Origin of the sequence: Streptomyces sp. NPDC041068 (genome assembly GCF_040647455.1) — a bacterium.
Lineage (GTDB): Bacteria > Actinomycetota > Actinomycetes > Streptomycetales > Streptomycetaceae > Streptomyces.
This window is the reverse complement of the sequence record NZ_JBEZCG010000004.1, coordinates 330,437-357,049: the sequence shown is the minus strand read 5'-3', so window position 1 is coordinate 357,049 and position 26,613 is coordinate 330,437. Positions and strand designations below refer to the sequence as shown.

The following is a 26,613-nucleotide window of genomic DNA, read 5'->3' as shown; positions in this document are numbered from 1 at the left end:
GTTTCGGGAGGGCGCCGGGTCGTACGCGCGGATTGCTCGTACGTGAACCGGGGCCGACGTACCAGTCTGCCAGGACCGGCCGTATCTCCCAAAACCGGGGTAGGTGCCGATCTATTCCTGGCGGGGCCCGCGAGGACTCAGCCGCTGGTCAGCTGCTGATCAGTCGCTGATCAGTCGCTGATCAGTCGCTGCTGACCACGTCGCCCGCGGAGCCCTTGTCGCCCGCGGACTTCTCGGTGGCGGACTTGGGGATGGGCTTGTCGGCCTTGAGCGCGTCCCAGACCTCCTGGTCCGCCTCTTCGAGGGGCAGGACCCGGTTGAGGTCGTTGGGGTCGTACTGGATGGGCATCGTGACCATCTTCATGTCGCCCGCGCCGATCCCCTTGAGACCGTTGGCGAAGCTCGCGAGCGACTTCACGTCGTTCAGGTCGGAGTCGGTGGTGATGGCGCTGGTCGCGTCGTCCGCGAGGTCGAAGAGCTTCTTCGGGTTGCTGAAGACGCCGACGTCCTTGACCTGGTTGATCAGGGCCTTGATGAAGGCCTGCTGGAGCTGGATGCGGCCAAGGTCGCTGCCGTCGCCGACGCCGTGCCGGGTGCGGACGAGGCCGAGGGCCTGCTCGCCGTTGAGGGTGTGGGTGCCGGCGTCCAGGTTGAGGTGGCTGTCCTTGTCGCGGATGTCCTTCTTGGTGGTGATGTCGACGCCACCGAGGGTGTCGATGAGCTTCTTGAAGCCCGTGAAGTCCACCTCGACGTAGTGGTCCATCCTGATGCCGGACATCTTCTCGACGGTCTTGACGGCGCAGGCGGGGCCGCCCACCTCGTACGCCGTGTTGAACATCTGCCGCTGGCCGCCGGGGTCGGTCGACGTGCCGTCCACGGACTTGCACTCGGGCCTGGTTATCAGGGTGTCGCGGGGTATGGAGACGACGCTGGCCTTCTTGTGGCCCTTGTAGACGTGCACGATCATCGCCGTGTCCGAGCGGGCCGCGCCCTCGTCCTTGCCGTACTTGGAGTTGTCGCCGGAGCGCGAGTCCGAGCCGAGGACGAGGATGTCCTGGGAGCCGTTGTCGATGTCCATGGGGCGGTCCGTGCCGAGCGCGGCGTTGATGTCGACGCCCCTGATGTTGCCGTTGAGCTTGAAGTAGAGGAAGCCGATACCGCCTCCGCCGAGGACGACCACCGAGGCCGCGGTCCATGCCGTGACGACGAGCGCCTTGCTGCGCTTGCGGGGCTTGCGGCGCCGGCCGCCTCCGCCGCGCGGACGCTTCGACTTCGTCTCCGCTGGATTGGCGGGAGTGCTCTCGTCGGCCATGTGCTCCTCAGTCCCCGTTGGTCGGTTACCCCCTGCTTTCAGGGTCAGGCGTGGTTCGTCGTCACTTGTCAGACGTGGAAACCGCTTGAAGGGTTGCACAGCGCCGCATGTGCGCCCCGGCGTCCGCCGCTCACTCCCCGTGTCCACACTTTCGGCCTTTCGGCCTCCTACCTGCGGTTTTTCTCAACCCGGGGCTACTGCCCGTGACTGTGAGAATCTCTTATGTGTGTGGCCAAGGTCTCGCTTTGGTCACGCCGGACATCAAAAGGGCCGCCCCGTCACACCAGTGACGGGGCGGCCCTTTCGACTGCTGAGGACGACTAGTCGTTGCCGTTGCCCGGCGTCGGGGTCGTCTTCTGGATCTGCAGCAGGAACTCGGCGTTCGACTTCGTCTGCTTCATCTTGTCGAGAAGCAGCTCGATCGCCTGCTGCTGGTCGAGCGCGTGCAGCACCCGGCGCAGCTTCCATACGATCGCCAGCTCGTCGGAGCCGAGCAGGATCTCTTCCTTGCGGGTACCGGACGCGTCGACGTCCACCGCCGGGAAGATGCGCTTGTCGGCGAGCTTCCGGTCGAGCTTGAGCTCCATGTTGCCGGTGCCCTTGAACTCCTCGAAGATCACCTCGTCCATGCGGGACCCGGTGTCGACGAGCGCGGTCGCGAGGATGGTCAGCGAGCCGCCGTCCTCGATGTTGCGCGCGGCACCGAAGAAGCGCTTGGGCGGGTACAGGGCGGTCGAGTCGACACCACCGGAGAGGATGCGCCCGGAGGCCGGGGCCGCCAGGTTGTACGCACGGCCGAGGCGGGTGATCGAGTCGAGCAGCACGACGACGTCGTGACCCAGCTCCACCAGACGCTTGGCGCGCTCGATGGCGAGCTCGGCGACCGTGGTGTGGTCCTCGGCCGGACGGTCGAAGGTCGAGGAGATGACCTCGCCCTTGACCGACCGCTGCATGTCGGTGACCTCTTCCGGACGCTCGTCGACCAGGACGACCATCAGGTGGCACTCGGGGTTGTTGTGCGTGATCGCGTTGGCGACCGCCTGCATGATCATGGTCTTGCCGGTCTTCGGCGGGGCCACGATCAGACCGCGCTGGCCCTTACCGATGGGCGAGACGAGGTCGATGATGCGGGTGGTGAGCACGCCCGGGTCGGTCTCCAGACGGAGCCGGTCCTGCGGGTAAAGGGGCGTCAGCTTGTTGAACTCCGGCCGCCCGCGCCCGGATTCGGGCGCCATGCCGTTGACGGAGTCGAGGCGCACGAGCGCGTTGAACTTCTCGCGGCGCTCGCCGTCCTTGGGCTGACGGACCGCGCCGGTGACGTGGTCGCCCTTGCGCAGACCGTTCTTGCGGACCTGGGCCAGCGAGACGTACACGTCGTTGGGGCCCGGGAGGTAGCCCGACGTACGGATGAACGCGTAGTTGTCGAGGATGTCCAGGATGCCCGCGACGGGGATCAGGACGTCGTCCTCGGAGACCTGCGGCTCGTTGCCGAAGTCGTCGCGGCCACGGCGGCCACGGCGGTCCCGGTAGCGACCGCGGCGGCCCCGGCGGCCACCCTCGAAGTCGTCCCCGTCCTCGTCGGCCCGCGGTCCGTTGTCCCGCTGACGGTCCTGACGGCCACCGCCCTGCTGCTGACGGTCCTGCCGACCGCCGCCCTGCTGGTCGTCGCCCTTGTTGCCGCGGCGGTCGCGGTCACGGCCGCGGCCCTGGCGGTCACGGCGCTCGCGGCGGCCCTCGGCGTTGTTGTCGCCGGAGGCGTCGCCGCCCTTGTCACCCTTGGCCTCGGACGCGTCGCCCTTGGCCTCGGCCTTCGACTCGCCCTTCGCCTCGGCGGCGACCGTCTCCGGGCTGCCCGCGTCGGCGGTGGCCCGGCGCCGGCGGCGCTCACCGGCCGGCTGGTCGTCGCTGGCCGGCTGGCCGGGGATGTCGATCTGCTGCTGGGCGGGCGCCTTGTCGGCCTTGGCCTCGGCCTTGTCCGCCTTGCTCGCCTTGGTGGCGCTCTCCGCGGCGGCCTCGCCCGTACGGGCCTTCGAGGTGGCGCGGCGCTTCGGCTTGGTCTCGGTGGTGTCCCCGGAAGCCGCGGCGCTCTTCGCCGGGGCTCCGCCCCCTGCCTGCGCCTCCTTGATGACCTCGATCAGCTGGCTCTTGCGCATGCGCCCGGTGCCCTTGATCCCAAGGCCCGATGCAACCTGCTGCAGTTCCGCCAGCACCATGCCCTCGAGGCCGGTGCCGCGGCGCCGCCGGGACCCGGCCGAAGCACCGGTGGCAGGCGCCGCAGAGGCGTCCGTGGCGGGCGTGTCGGCAGTCACGCCCATCAGATCGGTGGTGTCGCTCACGAAGGGTCCTTCCCTGGAGCGGACGTCGGCCTGTCTGGCTCGGCGACCGGTTGTGCTGTCCGGCTGTCGGTCCTTGCTGTTCCGTGTGGACCGTGCCGGGGCGGTGGTCCGCCATGACGGCGGAAGAATTCATTAGTGATGGCGATTCCCGATGCGGTGCCACTGAAGTGCGGTGTCACTCGGCTCGGTCACGCCGGTTCCGGAGCGTGCTCAGGACCGCTCAGTGCAGGGCACGAAGCAGATTGGGAGGCTCCCGGAAGAATGGTTGTCCCGGACGGGGACACAAAGCACCTCGCCATGGATGGGTCGGGTGCAGACTTGAGATTAACACTACCGGATCCAACAAACATTCCCCCTCTCCGAATCCGGACACCCCGAATTCAGTGCGTTCTCTGCCTCAGGGCGCAAGCGGCAGCACGCTCGCTCCCGTGGCGTCGAGCGCCAGGCGGTTGGCCGCCCAGCCCTCGCCCGCCAGGCGTGCGACCTTGTCGGCCGCACTGTCTTCGGCCAGCGCGAGGACCGTGGGTCCCGCGCCGGAGATCACCGCGGGCACGCCGTCGGCGCGCAGCCGCTCCACCAGTGCGGCGCTCTCCGGCATGGCCGGGGCGCGGTACTCCTGGTGGAGGCGGTCCTCGGTAGCGGGGAGCAGCAGCTCGGGGCGCCTGGTCAGGGCCTCGACGAGCAGGGCCGCCCGGCCCGCGTTGGCAGCCGCGTCGACGTGCGGGACGGTGCGCGGGAGCAGTCCGCGAGCCGTCTCGGTGAGGACGGGCTTTCCGGGGACGAAAACCACCGGAACGATGGAATCGGCCGGGTCCATCCTGATCGCGCGTGCCGCGCCCCCGTCCATCCAGGAGAGCGTGAAGCCGCCGAGCAGACAGGCCGCGACGTTGTCGGGGTGGCCCTCGATCTCGGTGGCGAGTTCGAGCAGCGCGGCGTCGTCGAGCCTGGCCTCTCCGCCTATGGTCACGGCGCGCGCGGCGACGATGCCGGCACAGATGGCGGCGGACGAGGAGCCGAGGCCACGGCCGTGCGGGATGCGGTTGGCGCAGACGATCTCGAGTCCGCGCGGCTGTCCGCCCAGCAGGTCGAAGGCGGTGCGCAGGGAGCGGACGAGCAGATGCGACTCGTCGCGCGGGAGGGTCTCGCTGCCCTCCCCTGCGATGTCGATGTTCAGGCCGGAGTCGGCCACCCGGACGACCACGTCGTCGTACAGACCCAGGGCCAGGCCCAGAGCGTCGAAGCCCGGACCGAGGTTGGCACTGGTGGCGGGGACGCGCACCCGGACGGCGGCGGCGCGGAACGCGGGACCGGCCATCGCTCGATGACTCTCCTTGAGCTGCGTGTTTTTGAGACTGCGTAATTTGTACTACGCGCCACATGTACGGAACACCCGAAGGCCGCGGACAACGGCGGCACCGCGGCATATGCGGCGGGGCGGGTTCGGTACAGCCTATCGAAGGAAGGTTCTGTGGCGACATAGGGCGCACAGGAGGCGCACGATGCGTGTCGTAAGCCCCCTGTGCACCCCCTGTTCGGAGTTGCCGGGTTTCCCCGTGGTTGTGCCGTGGTTACGCCAGGCCGAGGCGCTCGGCCGCGGCGGCCGCGTCGACCGGGACGGTGACCGGCTGCGGCGCGCCGGCGACGGCCCAGTCGGGGTCCTTGAGGCCGTTGCCCGTGACCGTGCAGACGATCTTCTGGCCCTTGTCGACCTTGCCCTGCTCGGCGGCCTTCAGCAGACCGGCGACCGAAGCGGCCGACGCGGGCTCCACGAAGACACCCTCCTGGGACGCCAACAGCTTGTAGGCGCGCAGGATCTCACGGTCCGTCACCTCGTCGATGAAGCCGCCCGACTCGTCCCGCGCGGCGAGCGCGAAGTCCCACGACGCGGGGTTGCCGATGCGAATCGCGGTGGCGATCGTCGAGGGGTCCTTGACGACCTCGCCGCGCACGATGGGCGCGGAACCGGAGGCCTGGAAGCCCCACATCCGGGGGGTGTGCGTCGACACCGAGTCGGCCGCGTACTCCTTGTAGCCCTTCCAGTAGGCGGTGATGTTGCCGGCGTTGCCGACGGGAAGGACGTGGATGTCGGGGGCGTCGCCGAGCGCGTCGACGATCTCGAAGGACGCGGTCTTCTGGCCCTCGATGCGGAACGGGTTGACCGAATTGACCAGCGCCACCGGGTAGTTCTCGGAGAGCCCGCGGGCGAGGTTCAGGCAGTCGTCGAAGTTGCCGTCGACCTGGAGGATCTTCGAGCCGTAGACGAGCGCCTGGCCCATCTTGCCGAGGGCGATCTTGCCCTGCGGCACCAGAACCGCGCAGACCATTCCGGCACGGACCGCGTAGGCGGCCGCGGAGGCGGAGGTGTTGCCGGTGGAGGCGCAGATGACGGCCTTCGCGCCCTCCTCCTTGGCCTTGGTGATCGCCATGGTCATGCCGCGGTCCTTGAAGGAACCGGTGGGGTTGGCGCCCTCGACCTTGAGGTGGACCTCGCAGCCCGTGCGCTCGGAGAGCACCTGCGCGGGTACGAGCGGCGTGCCGCCCTCGCGAAGCGTCACGACCGGCGTGGTGTCGGAGACCGGAAGGCGGTCCCGGTACTCCTCGATGATTCCGCGCCACTGGTGGCTCATTGCTGCTTACTCCCCTTCAACCCGCATGATGCTGGCGACACCACGCACGGTGTCGAGTTTGCGCAACGCGTCGACGGTGCCGGTGAGGGCGGCGTCGGGCGCGCGGTGGGTGACGACGACGAGGGATGCCTCGCCGTCCTTGCCCGTCTGACGGACCGTATCGATCGATACGCCGTGCTCGGCGAAGACCGTCGCGACCTGGGCGAGGACACCCGGCTTGTCGACCACGTCGAGGCTGATGTGGTAGCGCGTGACGACCTCGCCCATGGAGCTCACGGGCAGCTGGGTGTACGCGGAGTCGCCGGGTCCTGTGGCCTCGGCGAGCTTGTTGCGGCAGACCGCGACGAGGTCGCCGAGGACGGCGGACGCAGTGGGCGAGCCACCGGCGCCGGGGCCGTAGAACATCAGCTGTCCCGCGGCCTCCGCCTCGACGAAGACGGCGTTGTACGCCTCGCGGACCGACGCCAGCGGGTGGCTGAGCGGAATCATCGCGGGGTGCACGCGCGCGGTGACGGACTCGCCGTCGGCGGCCCGCTCGCAGATCGCGAGGAGCTTGATCGTGCAGCCCATACGCTTCGCGGACGCGAAGTCGGCGGCGGTGACCTCGGTCATGCCCTCGCGGTACACGTCGTCGAGACGCACGCGCGTGTGGAAGGCGATGCCCGCGAGGATCGCGGCCTTGGCGGCGGCGTCGAAGCCCTCGACGTCGGCGGTCGGGTCGGCCTCCGCGTACCCGAGCGCGGTGGCTTCGTCGAGGGCTTCCTGGTAGCCCGCCCCCGTCGTGTCCATGGCGTCGAGGATGAAGTTGGTCGTGCCGTTCACGATGCCGAGGACGCGGTTGACCTTGTCGCCGGCGAGGGACTCGCGCAGCGGCCGGATCAGCGGGATGGCACCGGCGACGGCGGCCTCGTAGTACAGGTCGCGGCCGTGCTCGACGGCGGCGGCGTGCAGCGCCTCGCCGTCCTGCGCGATGAGCGCCTTGTTCGCGGAGACGACCGACGCGCCGTGCTCGAACGCGGTGGTGATGAGGGTGCGGGCGGGCTCGATGCCACCGATCACCTCGACGATGACGTCAATGTCACCCCGTTTGACCAGCGCGGTCGCGTCGGTGGTGATCAGTGACGGATCGATTCCCTCACGCACCTTGGAGGGGCGACGGACGGCGACCCCGGCGAGCTCCACCGGGGCGCCGATCCTGGCTGTGAGGTCGTCGGCGTGCGTCGTCATGATGCGCGCCACCTCTGAGCCGACAACCCCACAGCCCAGCAGCGCCACCTTCAACGGACGCGTACGCATCATCCGACCTCACTTCTCATACATCTACGGTGGAACCAGTCTCACCCACCGGAACGGACTTTCTGTCCATTGTCCGGATCCTGAGACATCTATTTCATCTTTTTCATTATCCGACGTCGAGACGCAGGAGATCTTCCTCCGTCTCACGCCGGACGATCACCCGCGCCTCGCCGTCCTGGACGGCGACGACGGGCGGGCGAAGTGCGTGGTTGTAGTTGCTCGCCATGGAGCGGCAGTACGCGCCGGTCGCGGGCACGGCGATCAGGTCGCCGGGCGCGAGGTCGGCCGGGAGGAAAGCATCGCGTACGACGATGTCACCGCTCTCGCAGTGCTTGCCGACGACGCGCACCAGCATGGGCTCGGCGTCGGAGGAGCGGGAGACGAGGGCGACGGTGTATTCGGCGTCGTACAGCGCGGTGCGGATGTTGTCGGACATGCCGCCGTCCACGGAGACGTACGTACGCAGCCCTTCGAGGGGCTTGACCGTGCCGACCTCGTAGAGCGTGAAGGCGGTCGGGCCGACGATGGCGCGGCCGGGCTCGACGGAGATGCGAGGAGTACGCAGCTTCGCCGCCGCGCACTCCCTCGTCACGATCTCGTTCAGCGCCTTGGCGATCTCGTGCGGCTCGCGGGGGTCGTCGTCGCTCGTGTACGCGATGCCGAGGCCGCCGCCGAGGTCGATCTCGGGGAGCTCGACGCCGTGCTCGTCGCGCACCTCGGCGAGCAGCTGCACGACGCGGCGGGCGGAGACCTCGAACCCGGCCATGTCGAAGATCTGCGACCCGATGTGGGAGTGGATCCCGATGAGTTCGAGCCCGTCCAGCTTGAGCGCGCGCCGCACGGCCTCCGCGGCCTGGCCGCCCGCGAGTGCGATGCCGAACTTCTGGTCCTCGTGGGCGGTGGCGATGAACTCGTGGGTGTGCGCCTCGACGCCCACGGTCACGCGGATCTGCACCGGCTGGCGCTTGCCGAGGCGCTCGGCGATGTGCGAGACGCGCGCGATCTCCTGGAAGGAGTCGAGCACGATGCGCCCGACGCCGGCCTCGACCGCACGCTCGATCTCGTCCACGGTCTTGTTGTTGCCGTGGAAGGCGATGCGCTCCGCGGGCATGCCCGCGGCGAGGGCGGTGGCGAGCTCGCCGCCGCTGCACACGTCGAGGTTGAGCCCCTCCTCGTGCAGCCAGCGCACGACGGCCCGGGAGAGGAAGGCCTTGCCCGCGTAGAACACGTCGGCCTCGGTGCCGAAGGCGTCGCGCCAGGCCTGGCAGCGGGCGCGGAAGTCGGCCTCGTCGATGAAGTACGCGGGGGTGCCGAACTCCTCGGCCAGGCGCGTCACTTCGATGCCGCCGGTGGTGACGACGCCCTCGGGGGTGCGGGTGACCGTGCGGGACCAGACCTTGGCGTCCAGGGCGTTGAGGTCGGTGGGCGGCGCGCTGTAGTGGCCCTCGGGCAGGACGTCGGCGTGGCGGGGCCCGGCGGGGTGTGCGGAACGGCTCATGACTCGGTCGTCTCTCTCACGGGTGACACTCGTCTCTCGCGGGTGTCACAGGTATTCGGGTGCGCTGATGCCGAGCAGGGACAGGCCACCGGCCAGCACCGTCCCGGCGGCTTCGGCGAGGGCGAGCCGGGCGCGGTGGGTGGCCGAGGGTTTCTCGTCACCGAGCGGCAGGATGCTGCCGGTAACGGTGCCGGTGCCGGTGCCCTGCGGGCCGCTCTGGGGTGCGCTGCAGGCGAGGAAGGCGTCGGCGGTGGCGACGAGGTGCCGGGCGAGGCGGTCCGGGGCACGGTGGTGCGCGGCGGAGGCGAGGACGGCGGGGTACGCGTCGATCGCGTCGAGCAGGGCGGTCTGCGGGGGATTCTCGGGCACGTCGCCAGGGGTGGCGGCGAAGCCGAGCCCGGCGGCGTTGCGGGTGAGGGCGCGGGAGCGGGAGTAGGCGTACCGAACGCGGAAGAGGGGGTTGCTCTCACGCTGGACGAGGTGCTCCGCGGTGGGGCGGGGATGGTCGTGGGCGGCGGGGTGAAGCAGGGCCCACCGGGCGGCGTCGCGACCGAGGAGGAGGGGGTCGGGGTCTGCGGGGGCGGGGACGGGGCGCAGGGTGGGGATGGGGCGCGGGGTGGGGGTGGTCTGGGGCGGCGGCTGTCCGTGACCGTCGGCCGACTGCGCGGCCTGCCGCACGCCGGGGGCGTCGTCCGGCCGGGCAGCGTCGGAGTGCGGGGGCCGGGTCTCCTGGGGCGGCCGTCCGTACGCGTCGACCCGTACGCCGAGAGCGTCCACCCAGGCGGGGTCGAGGACGTCGTCGCAGGTGACACGGACGAGGGTGCCCTGGGAGCGGAGGATGCGGCGGGCGCTGTCGGCGAGGACGACGGCGCGGATCTCACGGGGTACGTGGATCTGGGCGAGTCGGCCGGTGTCGGGGTGGACGTGCCCGTAGCAACCGCCGCGCTCCATGACCTCGCGCACGAGGGCTTCGGCGCGGGCGCCCGCGAGGGTGATGTTGAGGAACCCGGGCCCGGTGATGTCGACGCCCGCGATGCCGGGCTCGGCGGCGAGCCGCGGGGACAGCACCTCGGCGATGTCCCGCGGGGAACGCCCTGCGGCACGGGCGACCTGCAGGGCGACGCCGGTGGCGTAGTCCCCGCACCCCCCGGGTCGCGGCCGCTCGACCCGCACACTCCCTGCCTCCGGCACTGCCATGCGGAGCTCCCCGGCATCGACGGCATGGCGCATGGCGCGCAGCACGGTGCGGGAGAGCTCGACGGGGGTCACGGAGACAAGCGTATGGGAGGAGGGGGGTGGGTAGGCGACTTGGTTTCTTGGATGGTCCGGGATGTGGACGGAGGGGCCTCGGGAGAGATGGCCTCGGGGTGGGGAGGGTCGGGGAGATGGCCTCGGGGTGGGGGCTCGGAGTGCGGGGGGGGCTCGGAGTGGGGGGCTTTGCCTGGGGGGGGCTTTGCCTGGGGTGGCGGCCCTGATCGGGGTGGCGGCCCTGATCCCTGAACGGGAACTCCGCGGTCAGCCGCCGGCCTGTGTGGCGCGCTCGGCCTCGTCGCTGCTGGAACCGGAACCTGAGCCCATCCCACTGGCCCCGCCGGGTCCACCGGCTCGGCATTCACTCCCCACCGGGCCGCGCTCACGCCCGGGGCCGCGCCCCTCGCGCTCCATCAACTGCCGTACGATTCCGATCAGTTCGCTCGGCTCGAAGGGCTTGGCGAGGAAGGCGTCGACGCCGACCTCCAGGCCGCTCTCCACCTCGTACTGCGTACAGGCACTGACGATGACGATCGGCAGGTTCCGGGTCCGGGCGTCGGAACGGAGTCGCGCGGCGGTCCGCAGTCCGTCGAGCCGGGGCATCACGACGTCGAGGGTGACCACGTCGGGCTGGACCTGCTGCACGACGTCCAGGCATTCGGCACCATCGGCCGCGGTCACGACCTCGAAGCCCTCCAGCTCGAGGTTGACCCTGATCAGTTGCCGGATGACCTTGTTGTCGTCCACAACAAGCACGCGGCCGGGCACGCCTGACACAACTCGAGAGTAGGTCCGCGCCCACCGCCGCGTCCCGGTTTTCCCTACTTCCGCCCCGTGCGAGGGAGTCGGCAGCGACTGCGGAGCCTCGCGGGGCCTCCGGGTCCGCCGCGGTGGACCCGGAGGCCCGGAAATACCTGTTCATGGGGAGCCCCGAGGAGCTGGTAGGGTTCTACCCGTCGCCACGCCAACCGCGAACGACACGCCCCCGTAGCTCAGGGGATAGAGCAACGGCCTCCGGAGCCGTGTGCGCAGGTTCGAATCCTGCCGGGGGCACCTTGCACAAGGTGCCCAAAGACCCCGTCACCAGCGACTTCGCTGAGGGCGGGGTCTTCGCGTATGTGCAGACGGATGCCGTTGGAAGCAGCCGTTTGCCAGTGATCAGACAATGACGGCCTGATGATCATGGCAGGCTACGCCCCGGCTCAGGCCTGCTGTGTGAAGCCCGAGGCTGAGATCGGATCCGCTGCCGACGTTTCTCTGCTTGCGCCACCTACGCATCCCGCGCCTCTTGTTGTCGCCTGAGTTGATGGTGGCGTTGCAGTTCGCTCTCTTGCTGCAAGCGCGTGAACGAGCCCTTTACGTTCACCACCCGGCGAATCTCCGACGCAAGCCCCTCGGCCTTCAACTGATCGTCAGGCCAACATGTTGAGAAGTCCTCGAACTCTGTGGCCCGGCGCAGCAGGAGTCTCCTCGTTCCGAGACCGCGATCACGCTCCGGACTGTGGAGAAAGCCTCTCCTCCGCGAAGCGGCGCCCGGTGGCAGCCCAACTCCTCAGAAGAGGAAGGCCCGTTGACCGGTCGAATCACAGGTGCAAGCACCTGCGGCCGCCTAGGCTGCGATAGCGCAGTAGCTGGGAAGGGCTTCGGATGGATCAGTACCGGAACACGAACGCCATTCACGGAGGACACTATGCAGGGCCAGTGATCCAGGCCGCTTCGGTGACGGTGCAAGCCCCTGAGCCGGCCCCTCCAAAGGACCCGTGGGTCCGGGCCGTGCTGGAGTCGGCCATCTGGGCACACTCGGCCCCGCGCGACGTGGAGGCACACCGCAGACACGCAACGCGACTGGCCGGGCGTCTGGCCGCCGTCAGAGACGCCGCCGGACTGCGGACTGCCGGAGACCCGTGGGCCGACCCAGGATTCGCGGCGCGATTCGCGGACCGGGTGGAGTGGCTGCTCGGGGAGCCCGACGGCACGCTCGACCTCTATCCGTCGGAGGCCGGGTTCCTCGTGCTGCTGCCCTACCTGTACCAAGCCCGTCAGCTCCGACTGGTCGCCTCCCGGATGGAGGCCGACCCTGCCGACCTGCGTGTCCGACCGAAGGCGTCCAGGTGGCGTACCGAGTATCAGTCGTTCCTCACCGGCCACGACCGGCTGGTGAACCGGGCCGAGCTACGGCCGGAAGCCGCGCCGGTGATCGGCTGGTGGCTGTACCGCTGCTGGCTGGAGCAGCAGGAGGCGGCGGGCCAGCTCTCCGACTTGGACGCCGAACTCGCCGCGGAGAGAGGTCCGTTGTCCGAAGCCCTGGCCCCGCGTCGGCTGGTCAGGATCCTCACCGGTCTGCGCCTCGGAGCCGACGTCTGCAACGCAGAGCATCTGGGCCAGCTGGAAGCGGACGAGCTCCTTCCTGGGCCCGGTCGGCAGCGTATCCGGGAGCGGCGCATGAGCCTGCTCCTGTCCGTTGCGTACGGCGCTGCGATCGAGCTCTCGGTTCTGCCGGACACGGTGGTCGAGCACATCGGCATTCCCAACGCCGTCGAGCTGGACGGGGTGCGGCGCACACTCACCTCAATGACGTGGGGCGGGCCTCCAGAGCTGCCGGTCCTGAAGGCGGTCTGCGAGCACGAGGCCGTGGTGGAGGCCCTGCGCGAGCATGCCGAGCGGCTGGACGGACTGCTGCTCGCGGTCGGACGCACCGTCCCCGACCGGATTGCCCAGCCGATGCCGCGGTTGCCCGGGCGGATCTCGGCGGACGGCGTGGTTCCTGCGGAGGGCACCTTCATCAGCGGGGCGCGGTTCCGGCTGGACGACCGCAGGGTGCGCAACATGCTGACGGGGACCCAGCTCTACAAGGACCGCGGCCTGGCTGTCCGCGAGCTCTACCAGAACGCCCTCGACGCCTGTCGCTACCGGCGCGCCAGGACACAGTTCCTGGAGCGGTCCGGACGCCCCTTCCACCCGTACGAGGGCGGGATCGGCCTCCACCAGGGGGTGGACGACGAAGGCCGCGCCTACCTGGAGTGCTCGGACGACGGGATCGGCATGGGCGAGGCGGAGCTGCGCGGGGTGTTCTCGCATGCCGGGGCCCGCTTCGCGGAGCAGCCGGACTTCCTGCTGGAGCAGGCCGAATGGCATCGGGTGGAACCCCCGGTGCGGCTGTACCCGAACAGCCGGTTCGGGATCGGAGTCCTGTCGTACTTCATGCTCGCGGACGAGATCCGGGTGACGTCGTGCCGAATGGGGCTGGACGGAGCGCCCGGCCCGGTGGTGGAGGCCCAGATCCTCGGGCCGAACCATCTGTTCAGGATCGTGGAGAAGGAAGGACGGGGCAGCACCCCAGGCACCCAGGTGCGGCTCTACCTCCAGGAGGAGCCTCGTACCTGGTCGGCCGTGGACGCACTGGCCGAGGTGCTGCACATGGCTGAGTTCCGGACGACCGCAGAGCACTCCGGACGACAGAAGGTGTGGGAAGCAGGGGGTCTCGAGCGGTCGGTCAAATACTCACGGGAGGGTCAAGCCAGCGGAGAACTGGTGGTCTGGGAGGACAGCCCGCCGGGTGCGCAAGTGATCTGGTGCGAGCACGGGGGCATGCTGCTGGTGGACGGCATTCTGGTCCAGCCGCAGCATCAGGTGGGCGTGATGTCCGGCTCGCGGGGCGTCGTGGTGAACCTCAGCGGGGACTACGCACCTCAGCAGCTGAGCACCGATCGCTGCAGTCTGCTGACCGACGTGTCGGGGCGGGTCGAGGAACTGCTCACCGCGGCAGCGCCCACCCTGGTGACGAGCGGGGCGAAGTTCCTCACCCTGGAGTGGATCAGCGAAGTGGCCGAAAGCAGCCCGCGCACCGCGGATCTGGTGGCCGAAGCGGCGTTCGAGGCAGAGAGCGGGTTCAGGCTTCGCTACAGTCAGCGAACCGTGCCCGCTGAATCGGGCTGCTTCCCTCTCGACCGGCTGATTCTCGACAACTTGCTGGCGCCGAACGGCCTGCGCGGTTACTCCGAGCACTCGGCGTTTCTCTTGCTTCCGGACCATCTTCTGCTCTGGCGGATGCTCGCCCACGGGAACACCGATCTGTCCCGTCAGCTGACGGATCTCCTACCGGAACTGGCGGAGGCGCGCCAGGTGACAAGAGCCCGGCCGTCGGACCTGGGGCTCCTCACTGGAATGCACAAGCCGGTCACGAAGACCGGACCTTCGGTCGTCTTCGACGTCGCCCGGCGGCTCGGCTGTGACCCCGCAGGTCTTGTGGAGCGGCGACGGCGCTTCGGGTACAACGACTTGACCCTCCCTTCCGTCTCCGACTCGGGTGAATCAGACACCTCGGACATGGCCTGGCTCGACAGGCTGCACAACTACGGGCACACAAGCGCGACGATCGACGATCTGCTGAGGATCGGCGAAGACCTCGGGGTGAACGCGACGCAAGCGGCGGCCCGTCTGCGGTCCTACGGCCTCCCGGTCGTGCCGTGCGACCTGCCGGACGGCGGCCCCGATGAGACGGATCTCCAGCTTCTCCACCAAGACGGCGAGGTCTCCAGGTACCTAGGGATCGGGCGTAACGGTCCCGTGCCACCCGGCCATGTGGCCCAGGCCGCCTTGCGGACAGGACTGCGTCCGGACGAGGTAAGGCGCCGAATCGAACGCTACGGCCTGGAAGTGGAGCCGTTCGACCTGCCGGAACGCCCGGACCAGGAGTGCGTCGCCTGGCTGAGCCAGGAACACAACGGCATGTGGCCCTGGGTGAGTGCCACCCGACCGCTTCCTCCCTGGCAACTGATCGCCGTGCAGGGCTGGCTGGAGCTGTCGGCCGACGACGTGCGGGCCGAGTACGAACGCCTCGGCTTCTCGCTCCCACCACGAGCCACCTGCCGTGAGCTGCCCGACGACTTCGAACTGCTCGGCGGCTATGCCGGCAGCGACTGGTCACCCTTCTGGACCGATCGCGCGCCAGACTTCTACCAGCTCATCACCGTCGCGGAGGAACTGGGGCTCAGTCTGCGCTCTCTGATCAACCGGCTGGCCAAGTACCACGTAAGGGTAGGCATGATGCTGCCCTCACGCCCCACCGAACTCGACCGCGAGCTCTTCCGCTGCGAGGACCTTCTGCGAGTATCCGACGACGACCGGGACGCCCCTTGGTGGTATCGACTCGGACCGGACGACGAGATCCCCTTTTTCCTCCTGATCCTGGCCTCCCGGGATCTCGGTCGGCGCCCGAAGGAGCTCGCCGCACGGCTGAGCTCCTACGGGCTCCGGGTTTCCCGCGACGACCTTCCGCCGGGTCTCAACTACGGTGCCGCATTGCGTCTGTTGACCTCGGACGAATACGCATTGCCGCTACCGGAGGACCCGCCCATGCCGCTCGCCCAGCTCGTCCGCATCGCCCGCCGCGCCGACCTCCCTGTGGCTGACACCGCCCGGCACCTCCGTGACCTCGGGGTCCAGGTCGGCGACCTGGCGGAGACCGTCCGAACAGCTCTGGCCCGGGTGCCGTCCGGCTGACCTCGGGCGGTCGTCGTCCGCATCTCACCGTGGGTGACGCCAGCACGGCCTACCGTGCATCCACACTTTGTCGATCCTGTGCATCTTTGCCGCCCGTGCCATGGAAGCCGGACGAGGGTGCTCATCTTGCTGGGGACACGTCACGAGTGCCGTGATAGCACGGAGTGATCAATTCCGGAGGAGGGTACGGACCGTGGGCATCTTCAGTCGTCGTCAGGGTGCCGCCGTCGAGGCGTCGTCGTTCGGGCTTGCCGGTGTGCCTTCCCCCCGGGGTGAGGTCAGCGGTGTCGCGCTTGATCCTGCGCTGCGGGGGCTCACCGGGCAGTGGACCATCGACCGTCCGCACAGTCGCATCGGGTTCTCCGTGCGGCACGCGATGGTCACTACGGTGCGGGGCGCCTTCGCCGACTACGAGAGTTCGCTGTACTTCGACGGGGAGCGGCCCTCCGCCTCGCGGGCCGAGCTCGTCATTCGGGTCGGCAGTGTCGACACCGGTGTGGAGCAGCGGGATGCCCATCTCGTCGGTGCCGACTTCTTCGATGCCCGGCGGTTTCCGGAGATGGTCTTCCGGAGTACCTCCGCGCGTCATGAGGGCGGGGAGAGTTTCCGGATGACCGGGGATCTGACCATCCGTGACGTCACCCGGCCCGTCGAGCTGCAGCTCGACTATCTCGGCTCGGTCCTGGACCCGTTCGGCTATGAGCGCTGCGGCTTCGACGGCACCACCACCATCGACCGCACCGAGTGGGGGCTCGTCTACAACCAGCGCCTCGCGGCCGGCGGCACCATGGTGAGCGAGAAGGTTCGGCTGCAGTTCGACATCTCCGCGATTCGGAGCGCTCCGAGCGTTCAGGGCGCTTCGTAGTCACTCCTGCTTTTGGCCGTCCTCCTTCAGTGCCCTCGTCTCGCTCTTGAGGATGCGGAGCGACTTGCCCAGGGAGCGGGCCGTGTCCGGGAGGCGTTTCGAGCCGAACAGGGCGAGGACCACTATCGCGACGATCAGTAGGTGCCAGGGCTCCAGGGCGTTGCGGATCATCGGGGCCTCGCCTTCATCAATAGTTGCCTTGTTGCGCAACTGTACAACTATCGACTCAGGGCGCGCAGTGCCGTCGCGTACAGCGCCACCACCGCGCACAGGAGTACGTAGAAGAGAGGTGGCAGAGGTGTCATGCCCAGGGCCTGGCCCAGAGGCGTGGTGGGGAGTACGAGGCCTGCGGCTGCCAGGGCTCCTGCCGACCAGGTGAGCGGTGTGGCCCTCGTGCCGGTCGCGCCAATCGTGCGTGTCGTGCGGAGCAGCAGCATCGCCACGGACTGCGTGACCAGGTTCTCCGTGAACCAGCCCGCGTGGAAGAGCGGTTCGTCCGCCGTGGTCGTCGGGCCCGGTGCCGCGGCGGCGAGGATCGCGAACGTGGCCAGGTCCGCCAGGGCGTTGAGGGCGCCGAAGCGGGTGATGAAGCGGAGGAGGGGGCGGGGGCGCAGGGGCGTGGGGCGGCGCAGGGCCCTGGACGGCGGGCGTTCGTGGGCGAAGGCCAGTTGGGCCGCGTCGAAGCAGAGGTTCTGGGCCAGCACCTGTGCCGGGAGCATCGGCAGGAAGGGGAGCAGCAGGGCCGCTGTGAGCATGGCCATGACGTTGCCGAGGTTCGAGGAGAGGGTGATGCAGAGGTATGCCGTCACCTGCGCCGCGCCTCCTCGGCCCGTGGTGATGGCTCTGTCCAGCGCCGCCAGGTCCGTTGCGGTGCAGGGGCGCCCGGATGCCTCCGTGCGTTCCGGGGTCTGTTCCGGGGTCTGTTCCGAGACCGGCTCCGGGACCTGCTCCGGGACCTGTTCCGGGAGGATCACGTCCGCCGTCTCCCTCGCCACCGGCGTCGCCTCGTGCGGTGCCACGCCCACGTCGGCCGCCCTCAGGGCCGGGAGGTCGTTGACGCCGTCTCCCAGGAAGCCCGTGGTGTGGCCGTGGGCGCGCAGGGCCGTGACGACGCGGGCCTTCAGCTCGGGGGTGCAGCGGGCGAAGACCGTGGTGCGGTGCGCCAGTTCGGCGAGTTCGGGGAGGGCGAGGTCCTCGAAGTCGGAGGCTGTGCGGATGTCGTCCGGGGTGAGGGACAGGCCCAGGTCGTGGCAGGCCCGCGCCGCCGTGCCCGGGTGGTCGCCGGTCAGGATCTTGACCGTGACGCCACGGCCGGCGAGCGTCCGCAGGGCCGGTCCTGCGGCCGGTGTCAGCGCGTCGCGCAGGAGGACGAAACCCCGGAACGTCAGGCCACGTACGTCTTTCGGCGTCCAGGCTCGGTGCCGTGCGGGGCGGTCCGCGGTGGCCACCGCCAGGAGGCGCAGGCCCCGCTCCGCGTGGTGTGCGGCACGGGCCTGGAGGCGGGCGCGCTCCTCGTCGGGCAGCGCGCAGCGCTCCAGTACGTTCTCCACGGCCCCCTTGACCACGAGCGTGTGGACGCCGAGGCCGGCGCCGGGGCGTGTCACCACTGCGGTGGCCAGACGGCGTACGGGGTCGAATGGGAGGGCCGCGATGCCGTCGTAGCGGGTGAGGGCGTCCTCGTCCGCCGCGTCCAGGATCGCCTCGTCCAGGGCGTCCGGGGCGGGCAGGTCTGCCAGTTGGAGGGTCCACCAGGCGTTCACCGCCGCCCAGTGCAGGGCCTCCTCCGTCTCGGTGTCCGCCTTCTCGGTGTCCGCCTTCTCGGTCTCCGCCTTCTCGGTCCCCTCGCCCATCGTTCGCTCCACGACCGGGCGGTCCTGCGTCAGCGTGCCCGTCTTGTCCACGCACAGGACGTCCATGGCGCCGAGGTCGTGCAGGGCCGGTAGCCGCTTCACGGTCACGCGGTGCGTGCGGGCCAGGTCGGCCGCGCCCCGTGCGAGGCAGGTGGTGACGACCACCGGCAGCATCTCCGGGGTCAGTCCGACCGCCACCGCGACGGCGAACGGCAGCGTCTCCAGGCCGCGTCCGCGCAGGGCCGCGTCCGCGACGAGCACCAGCGGCGGGGTGAGCAGCATGAAGCGTACGAGGATCCAGGACACGCCCCGTACGGAGCGGTCGAAGGCGCTGGGGTGACGGTGCGGGTGGCGGGAGCGGCGGACGGTGGTGGAGCCGTATCCCGCGGCGAAGCGCGTCCCGGTGCCCGTTGCCGTCACCACCGCCGTGCCGCCGCCGGACGCGACGCTGCTGCCCTGGAAGCAGAGGTGCGGGGAGTCGAAGGAGGGAGGAGGGGCGGCGGTTCCACCGCCCGCCGGGGGGTCACCGTCCACCGGTGAGTCACCGCCCGCCAGTGCGTCCACCGCGTGCTTGGCAACCGGTGCCGACTCTCCCGTCAGCGCCGCCTGGTTCACGTACAGGCCCGTCGACTTGAGCAGGTGGACGTCCGCCGGGATCAGGTCCCCCGGGGCGAGCCGGACGACGTCGCCGGGGGCCAGTTCGTCGACGGGGAGTTCGCGAGGTGCCGGTGGTGCGCCCTCGCGGGGGCGGCGCAGGACCGTGGCCGTGGTGGGCACCAGGTCGCGCAGCGCGGCCATCGCACGGTCGGCGCGGTGTTCGCCCGTGGACCGGAGCGCGCAACTGACCGCCACCAAGGCCGTGATCACACAGGCCGTGCCCCAGGCGGCGACGGCGGCGGAGACCAGGCCGAGGCAGAGCAGGACGGCGGTGAAGGGGTCGTGCAGGGCCCGTATGAAGCGGCCGGGCCACGGCACGGTCCGCCGGGTCGGCAGGGTGTTCGGGCCGTGCCGGGCGAGCCGGGCGTCGGCCTCCTCCTCGGTGAGACCGCGCGGCCCGGACTCCAGCGAGCGCAGGACCGTGAGCGTGGTGGGCCCGGCCGCCGAACCGTCAGACACCGGTTCCGCGGAGGCCGCCCGCCGGGGCCCGTGACGCCAGCTGCGTGACCAGGAGCCGTACCACCCTCACCACATCCGGGTCCGCGGCGAAGTACACCATTCTGCGGCCCTCTCGGCGTGCGCCCACCAGGCCCGCGAGCTTCAGTTTGGTCAGGTGCTGGCTGACGGCGGGGAGCGCGCCGCCCACCCGCTCCGCGAGACCCGTCACGTCGCTCTCGCCCTGCGCGAGGGCCCACACGATGTGCAGCCGTGCCGGTGAGGCGAGCAGGCCGAAGGCGGACGCCGCCTCCGCGAGCAGTTCGGCGGGCGGGTCCGGCGCGCCCGGCGGACGGGGCGGGTCGTCGTGGCCGTCGGCAGCCGTCGTCATCCGCCGCCCTCTCTTTCCGCCCACTGTCGTCCCTCCCGCCGTGCCGGGTCAGTCTAGGTGGCGGGTACGACCGTGAGCGGCCTGAGTGACCTGCGCCGCTGTCCGCCGAAAGGATCGGCGCGGGCGGGGCTTCTGCGGCATGCTGGCCGGGTTCGAGGACCACGCAACACGCAAGAGGACCAAGTAACACGAAAGGAAGGCGCTCGTGGGCGACTGGATACGTTGCTTCCACCCCGCACCCACCGCCGGGACCCGTCTGCTCTGCTTCCCGCACGCGGGCGGTTCGGTCAGCGCCTATCACGCGCTGTCGGCCGCCGTCACGGGCGTCGTCGATCCGGTGCTCGTGCAGTACCCGGGCCGCCAGGACCGGTACGGGGAGCCGTTCGCCGAGGGGGCGGACGAGGTCGTCGACGCCGTGCTCGCCGCGCTGCCCGCGTGGGACGACGGCAGGCCGCTCGCCCTGTTCGGGCACAGCATGGGCGCACTCCTCGCGTTCGAGACCGCGCGGCGCATGGCGGCCGAGGGGCGCACGCCCGCCGCCCTGATCGTGTCCGGGCGGCGGGGGCCCTCGCTTCCCTGGCGGCCCGCGGGAGGGCGGCCGGTGCGGGAGATGTCCGACGACGAACTCGTCGCCGACATGCGGAAGTTGTCCGGCACGGAGAGCGAGGTGCTGTCCTCGCCCGAGCTGCGTCCGCTCTTCCTGCCGCCGGTCCGCGCCGACTACCGGATCGTGGACGACTACGTGTACCGCGACGCTCCCCCGCTGGACTGCCCGCTCTCCGTCCTGACCGGGGACGACGACCCGCGCGTCACGATCGAGGGCGCGCGCGCCTGGCAGCGCGAGACGCGGGGCGCCTTCTCCTGTCACGTACTGACCGGCGGGCACTTCTTCCTCGACGACCACCTGCCGTACGTCACCGACGTCATCGCCGCCGCGCTCCCGGACCGGAGCGCGACGACGACGTGAGCCTGCGGGCTCCGAGCGCCCGCGGGTTGCGGTGAGCTCGCGAACTCACCGCGACCTGCGGGCTACTCCGCCTCGAACTCCGACAGGAGCGCGTCCAGCGAGTCCTCCGCCCCGTCCTGCTCCTTCGCCCCGACGATGCGGTCCGCGAGTTCGGGGAGGGTCAGCTCCTCCAGGAACAGGGTGATGGGCACCTCGATGCCGAAGTCGTCCCGGAGCCTGCCGACCAGGTGCACGGCGGTCAGCGAGTCGCCGCCCGCCGCGAAGTAGGTCGTCTCCGGGCCGACCGGGCCCTCCAGGCCGAGGGCCTCGGCGAGGAGCGCGGAGACGGCCTTCGTCAGGTCGGACGACGCCTCGCCGTCCGGGGCGGCGGCTGCTTCCTCCGTCCGGCGCGAGAGCGTGAGCGCGCCGAAGCTCTCCCCCGCGAACGGGTACGTCGGCAGGCTCACCCTGCGGCCCCGGTCCGCCTCCTCCGGCCACGGGACCGCGCCGCCCTTCAGCCACAGCTCGCCGAGCCCGCGCAGCCCGTCGGTGTCGGGGCCGCCGTCCGTGTCCTCGCCGGGACCGCGACGGCCCTCCGCGAACGCCGTCAGCCGCTCGGCCGCCTGTGCCGGGTCCGATGCCAGGACGTACGCGCGTACGTCCATGGGGGTGCGGCCGGTGCGCAGCGTGTGGGCGGCATCGGCGAGGGAGGGCGCGTCGGGGGCGCGCAGGGCGGTCGCGAGCCGGGCCGCGACCGCGGTGAGGTCCTTGTCCGTGCGGGCGGAGAGGGCGAGGAGCTCGGTGCGCCCCGGCGTCGCCGTGGTGCCGGGGGCCGCGAGGCGGTCCGGTGCCTGTTCCAGGACGACGTGGACGTTCGTGCCGCCGATGCCGAGCGAGCTCACCCCTGCGCGGCGCGGTCCCCCCTCCGTGCCCGGCCAGGGGGCGGCGCGGTCCACGACGCGGAACGGCGAGGCGTCCAGGCGCAGTTCGGGGTGGGGGCGGGTGACGTTGACGGTGGGCGCCAGCGTGGCGTGCTCCAGCATGAGCACCGCCTTGATGAGCGAGGCCACGCCCGCGGCCGCGTCCAGGTGGCCGATGTTCGACTTCACGGAACCGATGCCGATTCCGGTGGCGGTTCCAGTGCCGGTGCCGGTTTCGGTTCCGGTGCCGGTTTCGGTTCCGGTTCCGGTGCCGGTTCCGGTTCCGGTTCCGGTGGCTGTGGCGGGGCCGTCGGCTCCGGGGGCCCCGGCCGTGAACGCCGCGGTGGCCGCCGCCAGTTCGATGCGGTCGCCCAGTTCCGTGGCCGTGCCGTGCGTCTCCACGTACTGGGCCTCGGAGGGGGCGAGGCCCGCCGCCGACCACGCCTCGACGACGGCCGCGGTCTGCTGCTCGACGCCGGGAGCGGTGAAGCCGACCTTCGTGGCGCCGTCGTTGGTCAGGGCGCTGCCCCGCACGACCGCGCGGATCGGGTCGCCGTCGGCGAGCGCGTCGGTGAGGCGGCGCAGCACGACCACGCCCACGCCGCTGCCGGGCACGGTGCCGCCCGCCCGCTCGTCGAAGGGGCGGCAACGGCCGTCGGAGGAGAAGATGCCGCCCTCGTAGTGGACGTACCCCTGCCTGCGGACGGTGTCGACGCTGACGCCGCCCGCGAGCGCGGTGTCGCACTCGCCGAGGAGGAGCGCCTGGGCGGCGAGGTGTACCGCGGTCAGCGAGGTCGAGCAGGCCGTCTGCACGGTCAGGCTCGGGCCCTCGAGGCCGAGGCGGTAGGAGATCCAGGGGGCGAGGAACTCCCGGTCGGTGAGGATGCGGATCTGCATCGCGCCGATCGACGCGGCGAGGCGCCGGTCGGTGTGGGCGGCCAGCATGTGCTCGGTCGGGCTGCCGCCGACGTAGACGCCGGTGCGGTCCGGCGCGGCGAGCGGGTCGCGGCCCGCGTCCTCCAGGGCGGCCCAGGCGGTCTCCAGGAGGATCCGGTGCTGGGGGTCGAGGGCGGCCGCCTCGGTGCGGTTGAAGCCGAAGAGGTCGGCGTCGAAGCGGTCGGCGTCGGCGAGGTACCCCTTGGCGGGCACGTGGTCGGGGCCGCCGAGCTCCGCCGGGTCCGCGCCGTCGGCGAGGAGTTCGTCCTCGGTGAAGTCGGCGATGGAGCAGACGCCGTCGCGCAGGTTCGCCCAGTAGGCGTCCAGGTCGGGGGCGCCGGGGAACCGCCCGCTCATCCCGACGACGGCGATGGCGGATTCGAGAGCCGGGTCGAGGGTGGGGTCGATCATCGTGGCGTGCCCTTCCTGGAGCGGAGCCGTTGTGCGGCTGCTGTCTGGCGTGCGCGGCGGTCGTCGCCCCTGCGCTGTGCCGCTGTGGCGGTGGCGGGGGGCTCGGTGGCCGCGTCGGACGCCCGGTCGAGGTGTGCCGCGACCGAGGCGACGGTGGGGTGGCGGAACAGGTCGACGAGGGAGAGTTCACTGCCCTCCGCCGTCTCGCGGAGCGCGGCGAGAACGCCCAGCATCCGTACCGAATTGCCGCCCAGGTCGAAGAAGTTGTCGTGGACGCCGACCCGGTCCAGGGTCAGCGCGCGGGCCCACACCTCGGCCACGCGCGCTTCGGTGGCGGTGCGCGCGGCGACGTACGTACGCGCCGAATCGCCTCGCTCGGCCGCGGGTTCGGGAAGCCGCGCCCGGTCGATCTTGCCCGAGCGGTTGAGCGGCAGCTCGTCGAGGTGGACGTAGAGCTCCGGCAGCATGTAGCCGGGCAGCCGCTCGGCGAGGTGGGCGCGCAGGGAATCGTCCGAGAGGGTCGCTCCCTCGCGGCGCACGACGTACGCGACGAGGCGCTGCTCGGCGCCGGTGCCGCACACGGCGGCCGCGGCGACCGCCACGTCCGGGAAGCCTGCCAACAGCGCCTCGATCTCGCCGAGTTCGATACGGACGCCACGCAGCTTGACCTGGGAGTCGGAGCGGCCGAGGTAGTGGATGCGGCCGTGCGCGTCGATGCGGGCGAGGTCGCCGGTGCGGTACATCCGGGCGCCCGGCGGGCCGTACGGATCGGCGACGAAGCGTTCGGCGGTCATGCCGGGGCGGCCGATGTAGCCGCGGGCCAGCGAGGCACCCGCGATGTAGACCTCGCCGGTCACGCCGGTCGGGACCGTGCGCAGGCGGTCGTCGAGGACGTGGACGCGCGAGCCGGGCACCGGCCTGCCGATGACCACGGGTTCGCCGGGTTCGAGGTCGGCGGTGGTGGAGTAGACGGTGGCCTCGCTGGGGCCGTACGCGTCGACGATCCTGCGGCCCGGCTCGCTGAGCCGCTCGACCAGTTCGGCCGGGCAGGCCTCGCCGCCGACCGCGAGCGTCCGCAGCTCGGGCAGGCGCCCGGTCACGTCGGGCAGCAGCATCGCGGCGGACGGCGGCAGGAACACGTATGTGATGCGCGAGTCCCGAAGGCGGGCGAACAGCGCGTCGCCGAGCCGTTCGTCGTCCCCCGCGATGTGCAGCTCGGCGCCCGCGACCCAGGGGAAGAACAGGTCGGAGACGGCTACGTCGAAGCCGAACGACACGAACTGCAGCACGCGGTCGTCGGCGGTGACGGGGAACGCGGGCCGCACGGCCATGGTCAGGTTGACCAGTGCGCGGTGCTCGACGGCGACGCCCTTGGGCACGCCCGTGGAGCCGGAGGTGAACAGGACGTACGCGAGGTCTTCGGGGGACGGCGCGGGGCCCGGCTCCCCCCGCTCCCCCGGCTCCCCCGCCGGCTCGTCCACGCGCAGGCACGGCACGTCCAGCGCCTCCCCCTGCTGCGCGGTCTCCGCCGCCGTCAGGAGCAGCCGCGTACCGGAGGCCTCGACCATGTGCGCGAGGCGGGTGTGCGGGTGGGCCTGGTCCAGGGGGACGTACGCGCCGCCCGCGCGGAGCACCGCGAGGGCGGCGACGCCCATCTCGGCCGAGCGGGGCAGCAGCAGGCCGACCCGGACGCCGGGGCGCACCCCGCGGGTGCGCAGCCGGGCCGCCAACCGGTCGGCCGCGGCGAGGAGTTCGCGGTAGCTGTAGCGGACGTCACCGCAGACCAGGGCGGTGGCGTCGGGCCGTGCGGCGGCGACGTCCGCGATGATGTCGGGCACCAAGCGGTCCGTGGGCGCGGCCTCCGCGGTGCGGTCGGCGGCCTCGACGGCGCGGGCGCGGTCGGCGGCCGGGACGGCGTCCAGGGTCACGAGCGGGGCGTCGGGGCGGGCGAGGGCCGCGTCGAGGAACGTCTCGAAGGCGCGCGCCCAGGCGCGGACGGTGGCCGCCTCGAAGAGGTCGCTGCGGTAGATGAACTGCGCGGCGAGGTCTCCGTCGCCGCGCGATCCGGCTTCGCTCGATCCACGTTCGCTCGATCCAGCTTGGCCCGATCCACCTTCGCTCGATCCGCCTTCGCTCTCCCCCGCGGGGGACCCCCAGCGCTCGACATGCAGATGGAAGTCGAACTTGGCGGTGTCCAAGGCCAGTTCGACGCGCTCGACGCGGGCGCCCGCGAGCCCGAGGGTCAGGTCCGTGTCGTCGTCGTACGCGAAGATCACCTGCACCACCGGGTCGTGGCTGGTCTCGCGGGACGGGGCGAGCGCGTCCACGACGGCCTCGAACGGGGCGTCCTGGTACGGCTGTCCGGCGAGCAGGGCGGCGCGGATCCGGCCGATCAGCTCGCCGTAGGACGGGTCGCCGGAGAGGTCGACGCGCAGCGCCAGGGTGTTGGTCAGCATGCCGACCATCTCCTGGAGCTCGGGCCTGTCGCGCCCGGACACCGGGTAGCCGATCACCAGGTCGTCGCGGCCGCTGAGGCGTCCGAGGAACGCGGCGTACGCGGCGAACAGGGCCATGAACGGCGTCCCGCCCCGCGCGCGGGCCGCCTCGGCCAGGCGCGCGCGGACGCCGCCGCGCAGCAGGAACCGCTCGCTGCCGCCCGCGGCCGTGCGCACCGCGGGGCGCGGCCGGTCCAGGGGCGGCGAGAGGACCTCGGGCGCCCCGCGCAGCCGGGCGGCCCAGTGTGCCACGGCTTCGGCACAGCCGCCCTCGGCCTGGCGCTCGCGCTGCCAGACCGCGAAGTCCGGGTACTGGAGCGGGAGTTCGGGGGCTTCGTGGAGCACTCCCCTGGACTCGTCCGCGTACGCGGCGGACAGGTCGCGCAGGATGATGCCGAGGGACCAGCCGTCGCAGATCAGATGGTGGGCGACGAGCAGCACGCGGTGGCTGCCGTCGTCGACGGCGTACACCGCGCACCGCAGCAGCGGTCCCGCCTCCGGGTCGAAGGGGAGGGCGGCGTCGGCACGCAGCCGCGCCTCCGCCTCCCGCGTCGGCACGTCCTTCTCGACCACCAGGTGCGCCCGGCCGGACGCGGCGACGATCTGCGTCTGCGTGCCGTCGGGCGCGGTGCGGAAGACGGTGCGCAGCGACTCGTGGCGGGCCACGAGGCCGTCCAGCGCGCGCGTGAACGCGCCGAGGTCGAAGGGGCCGTGCACGGCGAAGGCGGCGGGCACGTTGTACTGGGCGGTGCCGGGGTTCATCCGGTCGAGGACCAGGAGCCGGCTCTGGGCGTCGGAGACGGGGAACTCGTACTCCTCGACGGCCGCATGGGCCGCCGGGTCCAGGACGGCCGCTTGGGCCGCCGGGTCCAGTGTGTCGTCCAC

General features: G+C 71.2%; 16 protein-coding genes and 1 tRNA gene. 4 read left to right on the top strand and 13 right to left on the bottom strand.

All coding sequences use genetic code 11. The annotated features are described in order from the left end of the window. Positions 1-181: 181 nt before the first annotated feature. The 8 genes from AB0B50_RS11485 to AB0B50_RS11450 form a co-directional block, all read right to left on the bottom strand. Complete coding sequence (locus AB0B50_RS11485; RefSeq protein WP_362328804.1) at positions 182-1,312, bottom strand: LCP family protein; 1,131 nt, start codon at positions 1,310-1,312, stop codon at positions 182-184. Positions 1,313-1,632: 320 nt separating this feature from the next. Continuing rightward, positions 1,633-3,648 carry a transcription termination factor Rho gene (gene rho, locus AB0B50_RS11480; protein WP_362328802.1) on the bottom strand — a complete coding sequence of 672 codons (2,016 nt, stop codon included), beginning with the start codon at positions 3,646-3,648 and terminating at the stop codon, positions 1,633-1,635. A gap of 397 nt (positions 3,649-4,045) precedes the next feature. Further along, entirely contained in the window at positions 4,046-4,963 is a 918-nt protein-coding gene (gene thrB / locus AB0B50_RS11475) for a homoserine kinase (RefSeq protein WP_362328800.1), read from the bottom strand. Between the two features lie 253 nt (positions 4,964-5,216). Next, positions 5,217-6,275, bottom strand: coding sequence for a threonine synthase (gene thrC, locus AB0B50_RS11470; RefSeq protein WP_362328798.1), 1,059 nt, complete (start codon positions 6,273-6,275; stop codon positions 5,217-5,219). 6 nt (positions 6,276-6,281) lie between these two features. Continuing rightward, positions 6,282-7,574: a homoserine dehydrogenase gene (locus AB0B50_RS11465; protein ID WP_362328796.1), complete on the bottom strand. Its 1,293-nt coding sequence runs from the start codon at positions 7,572-7,574 to the stop codon at positions 6,282-6,284. Positions 7,575-7,677: 103 nt separating this feature from the next. Then, positions 7,678-9,069, bottom strand: coding sequence for a diaminopimelate decarboxylase (gene lysA / locus AB0B50_RS11460; protein WP_362328794.1), 1,392 nt, complete (start codon positions 9,067-9,069; stop codon positions 7,678-7,680). A gap of 45 nt (positions 9,070-9,114) precedes the next feature. Beyond that, positions 9,115-10,338 (bottom strand): ArgS-related anticodon-binding protein NrtL, encoded by a 1,224-nt coding sequence (gene nrtL / locus AB0B50_RS11455; RefSeq protein WP_362328792.1) that lies wholly within the window; start codon positions 10,336-10,338, stop codon positions 9,115-9,117. A 246-nt stretch (positions 10,339-10,584) separates the two neighbouring features. Then, on the bottom strand, positions 10,585-11,097 hold the full coding sequence (locus AB0B50_RS11450) for a response regulator (protein ID WP_362328790.1): 513 nt from the start codon (positions 11,095-11,097) through the stop codon (positions 10,585-10,587). Positions 11,098-11,301: 204 nt separating this feature from the next. Here AB0B50_RS11450 and AB0B50_RS11445 point away from each other — a divergent pair. From AB0B50_RS11445 to AB0B50_RS11435, 3 genes are all read left to right on the top strand, one after another. After that, a tRNA-Arg gene (locus tag AB0B50_RS11445) sits at positions 11,302-11,373 on the top strand. A gap of 1,206 nt (positions 11,374-12,579) precedes the next feature. Further along, positions 12,580-15,822: an ATP-binding protein gene (locus AB0B50_RS11440; RefSeq protein ID WP_362328788.1), complete on the top strand. Its 3,243-nt coding sequence runs from the start codon at positions 12,580-12,582 to the stop codon at positions 15,820-15,822. A 193-nt stretch (positions 15,823-16,015) separates the two neighbouring features. Then, a complete protein-coding gene (locus AB0B50_RS11435; RefSeq protein WP_362328786.1) occupies positions 16,016-16,687 on the top strand; it encodes a YceI family protein in 672 nt (223 codons plus the stop codon). Here the strand turns inward: AB0B50_RS11435 and tatA are convergent, their stop codons facing one another. The 3 genes from tatA to AB0B50_RS11420 are packed head-to-tail and all read right to left on the bottom strand — an operon-like array spanning position 16,688 to position 20,020. Further along, the gene (tatA, locus tag AB0B50_RS11430) at positions 16,688-16,858 is read right to left on the bottom strand and encodes a Sec-independent protein translocase subunit TatA (protein WP_362328784.1); all 171 of its coding nucleotides are present in this window, start codon (positions 16,856-16,858) and stop codon (positions 16,688-16,690) included. It lies immediately after the preceding gene. A 47-nt stretch (positions 16,859-16,905) separates the two neighbouring features. Next, a complete protein-coding gene (locus tag AB0B50_RS11425; RefSeq protein ID WP_362328782.1) occupies positions 16,906-19,653 on the bottom strand; it encodes an HAD family hydrolase in 2,748 nt (915 codons plus the stop codon). Further along, positions 19,646-20,020 (bottom strand): metalloregulator ArsR/SmtB family transcription factor, encoded by a 375-nt coding sequence (locus AB0B50_RS11420; protein WP_362328781.1) that lies wholly within the window; start codon positions 20,018-20,020, stop codon positions 19,646-19,648. The genes AB0B50_RS11425 and AB0B50_RS11420 overlap by 8 nt, the downstream gene beginning before the upstream one ends. Before the next feature lie 205 nt (positions 20,021-20,225). Here AB0B50_RS11420 and AB0B50_RS11415 point away from each other — a divergent pair, with 205 nt between their 5' ends. Next, positions 20,226-20,987 carry an alpha/beta fold hydrolase gene (locus AB0B50_RS11415; protein WP_362328779.1) on the top strand — a complete coding sequence of 254 codons (762 nt, stop codon included), beginning with the start codon at positions 20,226-20,228 and terminating at the stop codon, positions 20,985-20,987. A 62-nt stretch (positions 20,988-21,049) separates the two neighbouring features. Here AB0B50_RS11415 and AB0B50_RS11410 read toward each other — a convergent pair whose 3' ends face one another. Beyond that, positions 21,050-23,233 (bottom strand): beta-ketoacyl synthase N-terminal-like domain-containing protein, encoded by a 2,184-nt coding sequence (locus AB0B50_RS11410; protein WP_362328778.1) that lies wholly within the window; start codon positions 23,231-23,233, stop codon positions 21,050-21,052. Then, a complete protein-coding gene (locus AB0B50_RS11405; protein ID WP_362328776.1) occupies positions 23,230-26,613 on the bottom strand; it encodes an amino acid adenylation domain-containing protein in 3,384 nt (1,127 codons plus the stop codon). Before AB0B50_RS11405 ends, AB0B50_RS11410 begins: the two co-directional genes overlap by 4 nt.